At 39.7% G+C, this 12,789-nt stretch carries 8 protein-coding genes; 4 read left to right on the top strand and 4 right to left on the bottom strand.

The window, feature by feature from the left end; genetic code table 11:
- Positions 1 to 49 precede the first annotated feature (49 nt).
- On the top strand, positions 50 to 823 hold the full coding sequence (locus tag GJB62_RS20300) for a TIGR03943 family protein (RefSeq protein WP_114081911.1): 774 nt from the start codon (positions 50 to 52) through the stop codon (positions 821 to 823).
- A 59-nt stretch (positions 824 to 882) separates the two neighbouring features.
- Positions 883 to 2,382 carry an Ig-like domain-containing protein gene (locus tag GJB62_RS20295; protein ID WP_114081910.1) on the top strand — a complete coding sequence of 500 codons (1,500 nt, stop codon included), beginning with the start codon at positions 883 to 885 and terminating at the stop codon, positions 2,380 to 2,382.
- Positions 2,383 to 2,718: 336 nt separating this feature from the next.
- Here the strand turns inward: GJB62_RS20295 and GJB62_RS20290 are convergent, their stop codons facing one another.
- Positions 2,719 to 4,494 carry an ATP-binding protein gene (locus GJB62_RS20290; RefSeq protein ID WP_114081909.1) on the bottom strand — a complete coding sequence of 592 codons (1,776 nt, stop codon included), beginning with the start codon at positions 4,492 to 4,494 and terminating at the stop codon, positions 2,719 to 2,721.
- A gap of 805 nt (positions 4,495 to 5,299) precedes the next feature.
- Between GJB62_RS20290 and GJB62_RS20285 the strand changes: the two genes are divergently transcribed.
- A complete protein-coding gene (locus tag GJB62_RS20285; protein ID WP_114081908.1) occupies positions 5,300 to 6,088 on the top strand; it encodes a response regulator in 789 nt (262 codons plus the stop codon).
- Positions 6,089 to 6,433: 345 nt separating this feature from the next.
- Here the strand turns inward: GJB62_RS20285 and GJB62_RS20280 are convergent, their stop codons facing one another.
- From GJB62_RS20280 to GJB62_RS20270, 3 genes are all read right to left on the bottom strand, one after another.
- Positions 6,434 to 7,216 carry a sulfite exporter TauE/SafE family protein gene (locus tag GJB62_RS20280; protein WP_114081907.1) on the bottom strand — a complete coding sequence of 261 codons (783 nt, stop codon included), beginning with the start codon at positions 7,214 to 7,216 and terminating at the stop codon, positions 6,434 to 6,436.
- A 123-nt stretch (positions 7,217 to 7,339) separates the two neighbouring features.
- A complete protein-coding gene (locus GJB62_RS20275) occupies positions 7,340 to 8,626 on the bottom strand; it encodes a sulfite oxidase (protein ID WP_114081906.1) in 1,287 nt (428 codons plus the stop codon).
- Positions 8,627 to 8,759: 133 nt separating this feature from the next.
- Positions 8,760 to 10,214 carry an aminotransferase class V-fold PLP-dependent enzyme gene (locus GJB62_RS20270; protein WP_114081905.1) on the bottom strand — a complete coding sequence of 485 codons (1,455 nt, stop codon included), beginning with the start codon at positions 10,212 to 10,214 and terminating at the stop codon, positions 8,760 to 8,762.
- Positions 10,215 to 11,195: 981 nt separating this feature from the next.
- On the opposite strand from GJB62_RS20270, the gene GJB62_RS20265 reads away from it, so the two are divergent.
- On the top strand, positions 11,196 to 12,746 hold the full coding sequence (locus GJB62_RS20265) for a hypothetical protein (RefSeq protein ID WP_114081904.1): 1,551 nt from the start codon (positions 11,196 to 11,198) through the stop codon (positions 12,744 to 12,746).
- The last annotated feature ends 43 nt before the right edge of the window (positions 12,747 to 12,789 follow it).

The following is a 12,789-nucleotide window of genomic DNA, read 5'->3' as shown; positions in this document are numbered from 1 at the left end:
TTAATCTTTTGTTCTTTGCAAATAAACAATGCCCCATGTCCAATAACTAATGGCTAATAAAAATCCTAAATCTAAAATCCCAAATCTGTTACTCCCTTGGCTGGATGCCCTAGCAATTACATCTTGGGGCATTTTGATGTTGAGATATTGGCTAACTAACAAGCTGAACTTATTAATTCACCCAAATTACATTTGGTTTGTGGTTGTGACAGGTATCAGCTTGATTGTTATTGGTTTCTTCAAGATGCAGGAACTTTGGCAACGCCGTCGCCGTGATGTTACGCCAAACGGACAGCATATTAGTTTATTTCCCCCTGGTTGGGGGAGTGTTTTATTGTTGATTACAGCAATTCTAGGTTTTATCATTACACCGCAAGTTTTTGCTAGTGACAAAGCACTCCAAAGGGGCGTAACCACCGATTTATTGGGAAGTACACGCGTCAAACCCCAAGCCTTTCGAGCTACTGTTCGTCCAGAGGAGCGATCGCTTGTAGATTGGGTACGCACTGTCAATGTCTATCCAGAACCAGACACATATACAGGCCAAAAAGTTAAAGTTCAGGGATTTGTTATTCATCCACCAGATATAGGAAAAGAATATTTGTTCTTAGCCCGATTTGTCTTAACTTGCTGTGCAGCAGATGCTTACCCAGTAGGATTACCTGTCAAACTCCCAAACAATCAAGAGCGTTACTCCCCTGACACTTGGCTGGAAGTAGAAGGGCAAATGATGACAGAAAATTTGGCAGGTAAACGCCAACTGACCATTGCCGCTACCTCTCTCAAAAAAATTCCTCAACCCCAGAATCCTTATAGTTATTAGTCATTTGTTGATGACAAATGACCAATGACAAATGAACAATGACAAATGACCAATGACAAATGACAAAATCTAAAACATTTATCCAACCACTCGATCGGATAGCGATCGCACTGATGCTACTGCTAAGTGTGCTGATTGGGTTAATCATATTGCAAGGTGATGTGGTAACTGCTCGTGTGCGCGACTTTACCTGGCAAAATCAACAGATTGGGGCGGAAGATAACTCCTTCACCCTCACCTTCAGCCGCCCAATGGAAACAAAAAGTGTAGAGGATAACTTGAAAATCGAGCCACCCCTAGCAGGTAAATTCAGTTGGGCAGGTCGGCGAATGGTTTATACGCTGTTAACACCAGCACCTTATGGCACGAATTATAAATTGCAGTTACAGGGAGCTAAAGATAAGTTTGCACAGCAAGAGGGCAAAAATCGATTGATCCAGGCTTTTACAGGTAGCTTCCGCACACGCGATCGCGTCATTCTTTACATCGGAAGCAATCAAGAAGAACAGGGACGATTAGTTCTATACAACTTAACCCAAGAGCAAAAAAGGGTACTTACCCCCAAAGACTTGATAGCAATGGACTTCGAGTCATTTCCAGATGGAGAGAAAATTTTATTTTCGGCTCGCGCCAGCAATAACGAAGACTTACTTTCAGCCCAACTGTACACAGTCACAACAGGCGTTTCTAGTAAATCTGGACAAGAAGCACAACCAGGAGGCAAAGTTGACCTAGTTTTAGATAGTAAAGATTATCAAAACCTGAAATTTGACTTATCACCTGACGGGCAAACTATTGTCATCCAGCGCGGAAACAAAAATAATCCCGGCGACTTTGGACTATGGTTTATGCCAGCAACCAGCGACGGTTCAGCAGAAAAACCCACCCCCAAACGTCTGAAAAGCCAACCAGGGGGAGACTTTATGATCACCCCAGATAGTAAAGCCGTAGCAGTTGCCCAAGGACAGGGAGCAGCAATCTTACCACTGCAAGGTGATGCCAGTAAACCTCTAGATTTTCTGCCGCAGTTTGGTTTGGTACAAGCTTTCTCTAAAGATGGCTCTCAAGCAGCGATGGTAAAGTTTAATACAGATTACACGCGAGATTTGTTTTTAGTGACAAACCAAGGTGTACAGAAACAACTATTAAAAACAACAGGTTCAATTCTCAGCTGCCAATTTGATATTGCCTCACCCACCCTCTACTGCTTGCTGACACAGCTAGTATCCAAGGAACAATATATAGAACAGCCTTATGTGGTGGCAATTGATCTGAAAACCGGGCAACAGAAACCACTGCTAGTACTGCCTCCCGCTCAACGAAATGTGCAAATGAGTTTATCTGCTGACGGTTTAGGCTTGTTATTTGACCAAGTAGTACCCCAGACAAACCCCCCAGCATCATTACCCACCAACACCTTGAAAACTGATGATGGAGATGTTATTGCTACCAGTAGCCTGTGGTTAATGCCTCTGCTACCCATCGCTGATGCTGCGACTGTTGAAATTAGACCAGAACAACTCCCCTTAGCCGGATTTCGTCCCCGGTGGCTACCTTGACCGAAGAAGCGGGGGAGTAGGGGGAAGGGGGAGCAAGGGGAGAAGAGAAGCAGGGGGAGAAAAGAATTGCTGAACATATACCCTTTTGCCTCCCCTGCTTATCCGAACCGTATTGGAATTACCCCTGACCTGGATTTCTCACAAGTGAGAAATGAGCGTGAGTGTAGGGGGTGTGGGGAGAAAGAGGAGGAATTGAGTAACTGCACATCAATGAACGCTGCATTGCCCCCCACACCTCCCACACCTCCCACACCTCCCACACTCGCCACCCGAACCACACAATACGTGAGAAATTCGGGCTGGCTGAGTTTCAGAGCAAGTAAATTTATTTATGCCCTACACATTTTTAGTCTTTACAGGAATCTTAATCACAAATTCTGTCCCTTGCTCTGGAACAGAAATACAGCCGATTTTTCCGCGATGTTGTTCGACTATAATCTGGTAACTAATCGATAGACCTAAACCCGTGCCTTTACCCACGGGTTTAGTAGTAAAAAAAGGGTCAAATAATCTTGCACGCACTTTCTCATTCATTCCACAACCATTATCAGCAATGGTTATTGCTACCCATTCTGGATCGATTACTTCAGTGGAAATACGAATGACTGGTAATAGAAAATTGGGTTTTTCTAGTTGATTATTAGCTCTAAACCATGATTTACCACTATCTTGTAATGCATCAATAGCATTAGTAATGATATTCATAAAAGCTTGATTTATTTGAGCAGGATAGCATTCTATTAAAGGTAATTGACTATATTGTTTAACAACTTCAATTTCTGGAGTTTTATCTGTAGCTTGTAAAAAGTGCTTTAAAATCATTAAAGTACTATCGATACCTTCATGAATATACACTTGTTTAATTTCTGCCTCATCTAAACGAGAGAAATTTCGCAGTGAGCTAACAATTTCAGTTATTCGTTCCGTTCCCACTGTCATAGAATTGAAAGTTCTTGTGAGGTCTCGAATTAGGAAATCTAAGTCATTCTCTTTAACTAATTTTTTAATTTCTTCGGGAGGATCTGGATAATAATTTTGATATTTCTGGATTATTTTCAGAATGGAATGTGTATATTCTTTAGCATAGCTGAGATTACCATAAATAAAATTAACAGGGTTGTTAATTTCATGAGCAATACCAGCAACAAGTTTCCCTAAACTAGACATTTTTTCGTTATGTACTAGTTGAATTTGAGTTGATTGAAGCTTTTTTAAAGTCTCCTGAAGGGAAGCATTTGTTTGTTCAAGGCGATCTGATTGACTTATAGTAGATTGCTCAGAAACATCTAATAACTGATTTAGTGTTGTAATCTGTGAATTAAGATATTGAAACGTTTCATCATCTGTTGTCGTTGAAATATTATCACCTACAAGATGCTGCTCTTGCTCGGTAAAAGTTTTTTCATTTTCAAAAGGTAGTATTGTCATCTTGACATTTAATGCTAATGGACGCAATAAATCGACGCTTATCCGAGGAATTGCAACTTTCAAGAACATGATAATTATAAATATGTTGCCCGAAGGTAATAATCCTCCAACGCCAACTACAGACTTGATATTATAAGGAATTACAAATGATGTTTGTGAAGGAATATAAGAACTACCCAAGGCATCGGGAACATAAAAGACGTTATACATCCTCTGTTCTAAATCAGTTAATAAATTCAGGTCTGGTCGCACTACAACATCAAGATTTAACCCTAGTTGTTGGATAAGTTGAAAAATCATAGGTATCTGAGCAATCATCTCTTTACTGAAGAGAGGAATTACCTTGTGTCCCTCAGATTTATGCCGTGAGTTCCATTCTGGTTGTTGTCCAGCAGTTGACAATAAAGTTAAACATTTGAGATTATTTTCTAGTACATCATTGCTAACAAAACTATGTGTATATTCTTGTAATTTTGGTGGGAGTTCTCCGTAAGAGTGAGTTTTGAAAAAACGGACAAGCGCACAGGATCTTTCACCAGATTTTAAATCAATTAAATTGTTATAAAGATATTGGACAATATGATTACCAACTTCCTCCATACTGTTAGCTTTTTTGCCTAAACTACGCAGAGCTAAACCACATTCTGACATATCTCTCATAGTAAACATTTGCAAGTCATACATAATATATATCCATCTCCTTAAAAAATGTTATTAATTAATAGGTTTAACTTAATAGTATGAGTAAAAACTGCGGGAAGTGAAGTACATTTTTTTGTAATATGCTTTTAAGAAGTCATGATAAAATACATCTTCAAAAGAAAACAAGTAAGAAAATTTATAAATAGAGTTAGTAAAATTCTTAATTCACGGTTTTCTTGAGTGTAAATGGCTATTTTCCGTGAATGATTACTTGATAAGCAATTGTATTTTATATGCTTTTTAAGCCAGGAAATTGAGGAGCCACGATTATAAAAGCTTGTTGAAAGTGATTCACATTATAAATTGACGTAATAAAATATTATTTTTGCAGTGTTTTACAACATTAACTGCAATACAAAAAAAGTACAATCAGGAAAATCCTTAAATTATTTAAGGATTTTCCTAATTATCAGAAAATAATGATAAATTAGGCTTTAAAAGCCATAAGGTTCCCAGATCCATACAACAAGCGATCGCAGACTATCAGTAGAAGAGAAAGATTTAAAGTAGTCTTTTATCTCTTCTAACAGGGTGTTATATTCTGTATTTTCACGGATATAATAATGAACTTTATAGAAATTTTATATGCACAATCAGTAACAGTACCACAGTTGATTAGCAGTGATAAGCAAAGTTTATGCTACCGCAACCAGATGGGAGAAGGAAAATAATGCTGATTTGCATTGGAGCAGTAGTAGTTGTAGAGATTTTGGTTGTTTACAAAATAAATCATTGAATCAAAGTCTGTAAAAAACGGATACTAGATATATAGTCAGCCAATAGCCTTATGGACACTTTTATAACAAACATTCATCGGATTCTTATTGTAGAAGATGAATTTATCCTTGCAATGAATTTAAAAGAAAATTTAGAGTGGCTCGGATACACTGTTGTAGATATTGTAGATTCAGGAGAAACAGCAATTGAGAAAGCAACTGAGCTTCGCCCAGATTTAGTTTTAATGGATATTAAATTACGGGGTGAAATGGATGGTATTGAAGCGGCGGGAGAAATTTGGAATTGTCTCCAAATACCTTTTATTTATATTACAGCATACTCTGATAAAAGTACTGTAGAAAGGGCAACAGTAACATTCACTTGTGGATATATTCTAAAACCTATTAGTCAACAAAATCTCTATGTTGCTATTCAAACAGCACTCAATATTATTAGAAATAAACAAGCAGAGTTAGTGTTATCTAAAGCGTATGAAGAATTAAAAATTAAAGTTAAGAACTATACTACAAAACTTGCTTTAGTGAATGATGAATTAAAATTAGAAATTACCAGACCTCATCAACTAGAGTCAGAATTATCGACAAAAAAAGGACGTATCTTTACCAACAACAAGCCTAGCTCTTTATTAACATCCCGCCAGCTTGAAATCTTAAAGTTAATTGCAGAAGGTCTTTCCACAAAAGAGATTGCAGAGTTATTAAGCATCAGTACTAAAACGGTCGAGGCACACCGAGTGCATTTGATGAAACGGCTTAATATTTATGATGTTGTAGGGTTAGTACGCTATGCAATTAGTATAAAATTAGTAAATTTTGATATCCCAAATCATTCAGATTAGCTCAACATAGTAGATAATATTTCTGACAGATAGAACAGAAATCTTAGATATATACTTTCGTTCATCAGTGAAATTAAAAATAAGTTTGATACGGAAAAGTAAACCTATATTCACAGATTGAAAACATTGGCATATCCAATACATAATTAAGAAGCTAAGTTGGTTTACCGACTTAATAAAAAATTACTAAACCTCATCTATCTTGAGAACCGTAGTTTTATAGGTTGGGTGCAGCGATAGTGTAACCCAACATAAATAAGGTGGTAATGTTGGGTTACGTTTCACTCTACCCAACCTACATAAATATATCTTTTAAAAAACTCTAGGTTTCAAGATAGATGAGTTTTAAATTATGTGTCGATAATTTATCCAAGCTTCCCAAAAAAGATAGATTGATAATATACCTAAGAAGATGCGAAGCACTAAACTTACAGTAGAATCTGGCAGTTTTGGTAATGTGCGAGTACTCATCTGAACGCCTAAAAGACCACCACATCCCAAAACTAAACCTTGAGCAAACAGAATATTTCCCTCTAATGTGTGTCCTGTACAGGCAGCTAAAGCAGTGATGACAATTACACCCAAACTAGTCTGAATTGCTACTTTAATTTCTTCTCCCAGTAGCAACATTTGTAATGGCACCATAATCGTACCGCCACCTAAGCCAAATAAACCTGCTAAAATTCCTGCTGCTCCCCCAGTGCCAATTTTAGAAACTAATGGGTTAAATACTGGGGCTGTATTCTCTTTTTCATTAAGGGCCAGTTCTTTACGAAGTTCAATCAAATAGATATTAACGAGTAGTATGATGCCAAATGTAAAGAGTATGATGTAGGAAGGAATTTTGTTGGCGAAATATACACCTATTCCAGTAGTTAGAAAAGCTGGAATTCCTAAATACATTACTCGTTTAAAGTCAAAGTATCCCATTGACCAATTCTGCAAACTTCCAGAAATGGAAGTAATCACAATAGCAAGGCTACTAGTAGCGATCGCCTGAACGGGAGTATAACCTAGTGTGACTAAAAGAGGAATTGTGATAATACCGCCACCTATTCCTAAAAGTCCGGCTATGACTCCAGATATTAAACCCCCAGTTACTAAAATCAACCAACTAAAATCAATCATAAATAGGTATTTTTCTAGAAAACTGATAGTGGGAATTGGGAATTGGAAATTGGGCATGATGATTCTTCTTCTCCCCCTGCTTCCCCTGCTTCCCCTGCTCCTCTGCTCTCTGCCCCTTCTCCCTCATCTCCGTACTGTCACCGGATGGCTAACAATGCCTCCGTAGAGCAATCCAAAATCATTCCACGGAACTGTACTCGATTGTGTGTTACCTAAATTGTCAGTAGCACGAGCTTGGAGAAAATATTCGCCAGGAGTTGGGTTCCATTCAATGTCCCATCGTGTCCATGCAAATGGAAAGTTTGGTTCTCTCAGTCGTGCAAACTGCCAAGTTTTACCGCCATCTAGACTGACTTCTACACGGGCAATTTTTCCTTTCCCAGACCAAGAACGTCCACGTAGTAAATGGGTTCGAGCCGAAAGCGTAGCGGGCCAAGCCAACTCGAAAGCGCTCTTAACATTTTGATAGGTAATCAGCTTACCTTTATATGGTGCGATCGCAGGGTAATCTGCACCAACCAGTACCATCTGCTCCGTTACCCACTGGGTATATATCAGTGTTTCAGAAACCTCAATCCGCTCAATCCATTTAACGTTGGCGTTTCCTCCCCAACCAGGGAATAAGACACGGCACGGCTGGCCATGATCTGGAGGTAATGGTTCTCCATTCATTGCATAGACGACAAGCGAGTTATCTGCTAATGCTTTGGCAATCGGAACTACATTGTTGAATTTAGATTTATTTGTCTCCTTTGAGTCGAGCGAATCAAAATCTGCACCCTCTACGAGTACGTCTTTTGCTGTAGATTTCAATCCAGCCCGCTCTAATAATATGCTCAGTGGTACACCAGTCCACTCAGCCACACCAATGGCCCCAAGCCTCCACCGGGTTCCAGTGAGTGGTTTGTTGTAAGCCTCTTCAAAGAAGCGCCGACCATTAGCAGCACACTCAATGGCACATGTTACCGAGATGGAAGGCATAGCGATGATTTCATCGTATGTGAACTCGCAAGGCACAGAAACGCCAGTTCCATGAATTTGCAAACGCCATAGAGATGGGTCAAAAGGCGGAGGTGTACTGCGGTTGTGAACATAAAACCAATCGTTTGGTACTAAATAACCACGCCCATACATCGCTTCCCAGTTCATCTCTAACGTGCCTTTGCTATGAGAGATATACCCTGGTGGTAATGGTTTAAGTATTTTACTGGCTTTAGTTTTAACAGCTGCCTGACTGTGAGCAGGCGCAGGTTTAGTTAAACCCCCGATGGCTGTTGCGCCAACCATCGTGGCTAGTATTTTCAGAAAGCGCTGGCGCGAAATACCTGCATCTGTGCTTTTTTGCCAGATGCACTGATCAACCCGTGCCTGTAGATAATCCTCTTGGTCTAAGAGGTTTTCATCGCTCAAGCTATACCCCCTTGTAATTTGTAATTCGTAATTTAAGACACAGAGATAAGGGAGTGGGTAGCAGGCAGAAAATTTCTCTCCTCTGCACCATTCCCCCTGCCCCTCTGCCTCTCTTATCCATGCCCTGAAGAGACTAGCTGTTTATCGCTGTCCAAACACCAGTTATTTCATCTTGTGTGTAGTTGGGCAAATAGTGAGCAAATCCGTTTTTAGCTATTTGAGCGATCGCATCAATAAAGCGATCGCAGTCTTTTAATGTATTATATACTGCAAAGCTGGCGCGGATAATACTAGGAATGTTGCGTGTAATTCCCCTGTCTACTTCCTGAGCAATCTCGTAGTCTCGCTCATCTGAAATATTCTTGAGTTTGCGAATGTATTCATAAGTGCAGAAAGCCCCAGCCCTAACTCCAATGCCGTATTCTTGTGCCAGAATTTCTGCTACTAAGCGTCCATCAAACCCATCAATATCAAAGGGAATAACATGGGCTAAATTATCTCCTGGGATATGTAGTTTAACTCCAGGAATCAGCCTAAGGCGTGTATATGTGAATTCAACTAGAGAGTGTTCATACTTAGCAATGCGATCGCGGCCTAGTGCTTCGATAATTTCAATCGCCTTGGCAATGGCGATCGCACCCATTGCGTTTGGTGTTCCAGGGTCATGGGCCCGTTCTGTGTAAAAACGCTTGATCTCTAGATTTCTGGTGATATAGGGCAGGTTCCCACCACCAATTTGATAAGGGTAAGAACTATCAAAAAATTCCTTTGGCCCCAGCAAAACCCCAGTTCCATAAGGTGCATACATCTTGTGTCCAGAGAAAGCCACAAAATCTAAATGACATGGGTCATCATCAGCACGCATATCTACTCGTTCATGCTGAATTAACTGACACACATCGGCAAAAATTTTAGCTCCATACCGATGTGCTAAAGCTGCGATTTCGTAAATTGGGGGTCTATAACCTGTAATTGTTGAAGCACCTGTAATAGTTACTAACTTAATTTGCTCGGCTTCAGGAAGATTTTGGTGTGCCTTGAAGATATCTTCAATTTCTGCGACACTTACACTTCCATCCGGTTGGGTTCTGTATTGGACAACTTCGTCTCTAGTAACCCAAGGGAGCAGGTTTGATGAATGCTCAATATCAGAAACTAAGATTTTCCCAGGTTTTTTTGCCCAAAGTGTGGCGGCTCCATTAATTGCTTCTGTTGTATTCTTCGCAAAGATTACATAGTTGTCTGAAGATGACCCCACAAAGTCTCGAATCACGTTCCGACTAGCGTCATATTCTCGTGTAGTGATGATGGACTTTTGCCCAGAACCTCTATGTACGCTGCCATAAGTGTCAAGCATCTCGTCTACATGCTGCTTGAGGGTTGTAAAGGGAGTGGTTGTAGCTCCATTATCCAAGTTGACGTAGTTTACATAGTTTCCCTTCAGAGTCTTCACCCTAAAAGATAGAGACTCATCTGTGAATAACGGTCTAATTTCTTTCTCCCAAAAACTGTCAAAATTTTCTGCAACTAGCGGTAATTGGACAGCTTCTTGCTTTATATTTACACCTATTGCAAGTATGTCGGTCATCTTTAGCACCCCTATTTTAAACTTGGAATTTTTGGATAAGCCTAGCTACCACACCGCTTTCTCTAACTTAATCTCACATTGATCGGTAGTAATTATGGTCTTTATAATTACTTTATTGCTAGTAGAAAACTCGGTTATTCCAATTATTCTTTAATAAATCAATTAAAAAGTGTATCCGTATTAATGCTTGAATAAAATAATTTTCTTGTTAATTAAAGTACAATGTAAAAAATAAACGTAAGTAGTCAAGTATACTTTAAACAATTTTCTTGTAGTCATTAAACAAACTTGATATATTGAAGGCAAGTTGATAGAAAAAGCCTCTTCTAGCTAAGACTTAGTTTGCTTGCTGGGACTATATTTAACGAGAAAAAAGCCTGTATTAAGTTGAGATTATTCTTTAAAAAAATTTTATCAATTTACTTATTCTAATTGTTACTGCTTTAATCTTGTTTTGTACGTGTTCATTCGTATTTGTCAGGTTTTCTTAACATTTTACTCTTAGCAGAAGCTCTTAGTTGTTTGCTGACATTAAATAGCGATCGCTCAAAATAACAGAATTATCATCGAATAGTAGATACTTGTACTGACATCTATCCTAAGTAATAAATAAGTCAGTATAAAAATGTGTCAAAGAAGACATTTTAAATGTAAACCTTAAGATAGATGCGATTATAGAAAATAAAATATAAGCTGAGGCAGTTTTTTCATGTAAAAAACTTCATTGGGACAGAGGCACCACTGCTTTAATCTCCCCTGCTCCCTGCCCCGTTCCCCTTGCCTCTTCTTGACGGGGACGAGCATCATAGTGTTATAACGGCATCAGTCTAGATCCAAAATAGGGAACACCAATTGATGATTAATTGCTGGTGCCTGGAGAGAGTTAAACTTAGCTTCTAGAGCAAACCCTGATTAGACAAAGTTGATAAGCAATGCTAATGCCAGCACTGCTGATATTTTTAGGCAGGTGGGTCAAGAGTGATGAATGAAGCTGACACCTCAAACAAGGGGGCTGTGATGGAATCCCTAAATTCTGCTAATTCGCCACAATCGGAGCAGGCGAGTTGTCCCTTTTACTCAGTTGTGCCTAATGACAATATGGCAGTTAAACAACTGCCACTCCTCATGCCGGCTGAAGATAGACAATTTTCAAAAGATACCACCCAGCAGGACTGGGTTGCAGAGCCGGAAATCGGCAAGCAAGCACTTATTGATTCAGAATTTCAGAACCTGCTGGCATTGAACGAAGAATTGCGTGCAGCTAACAATAACTTGTATGAACAAGTAGAGCAGCTAAAAGACAACCTAGCTGAGTCTGAAAAGGTTTTGCAGTGGCAGAAAACGCGCTCTAGCGTTACTGAGTCGATGCTCAACCAACATACTCAGGAACTAGCTGCGGCTCAAGAACAGATAAAATCTTTATTTCAACAATTAGAAATTGCTGTACAAACTATTCAACGTCAGGAAATTTTCACTGATAGTTATAAAGCACAGCTACAAATTAGCCAGCAACGCCTTGCCCAGCTAGAGCGAGAATGTACGTTGTTACACACTAATAACAACGAACAGTCTGAGCAGTTATTGCAGTCAGAAACTGTTTGTCGGGAGTTACGTACTAGACTGATGCGACAACAACGCCAGACGCTGCAATTTAAAGCGGCTCTGGAAAAATGTCTAGATACATCGGTTCCTAGCTATGACTCCTTAGAAGATACTGCACAACACCCCAAAGACATAACTAGCGGACAAGGAAGATTTTCTAGAAAAGCTCGGTCTTTGTTTCCTAATGCCCAGCCAATTAAACCTTGGTCAGCAGAATCAGAATCCTTGACTGAAAATGAAGATGATTCTTGGGGTGAACCATCAGCACCAATCCCATTCCAAAAAACTGAACCGAGTACCCCGCCACCATCTTCTTGGAACTGGTCAGTTAAGCACAATACCCCAAAATCAGCAGAACCTCCTGCCCCCTCTCCAAAAATTGACGATTCCTCAGATAAACCTGAAGCTGTTTCAACTTCGGGTTCATCCAATTTAGATCAGCAATTAGATAGTCTCATACAAATGTTTTTCACTTCCCAGCCTCCATCTGCATCACCACCGCCTACTGCAAAAACAGATGTGGATGCTAATAATGCCCCTGTCTGGGAGACTTTAGCAACAATATTAGAAGACGATGAGGAAGCAGAAAATCCACGGGAGAAGGAGTTGGAGGCAGAGATTAATCCCCCTGTAACTACCTCCACTTCTTGGACGACAGATTCTGTACTTTCACCAGCTAATAACTTACTGCTGTCTTCTAGCTCCTTCCACACTGAGCCGCCTATTGGAGAAGCTGAAGATTACTGGTCAGAAGTTTCTCAATTGTCACAGTTGGAATTGTCAGAAAATGATTTTTCCCCAGAGTCATTAGGTGATAACACTAATGACGGGAATTCACCTTCACCTGTGGTTTATCCCCAACGTCCACCCAAGGGGCGTAAGTCATTGGCATCTGTGGAACTACCGAATTTTCGTCCCAAAGGTCAATAGTTAGTTGTCATTTGTCATTTGTCATTTGTCTAAATATTAAGAC

It is taken from the genome of Nostoc sp. ATCC 53789 (assembly GCF_009873495.1).
Classification (GTDB): Bacteria; Cyanobacteriota; Cyanobacteriia; order Cyanobacteriales; family Nostocaceae; genus Nostoc; species Nostoc muscorum_A.
Note: the sequence above shows the minus strand (reverse complement) of the source record. Positions and strands in the feature narration are given on the sequence as shown.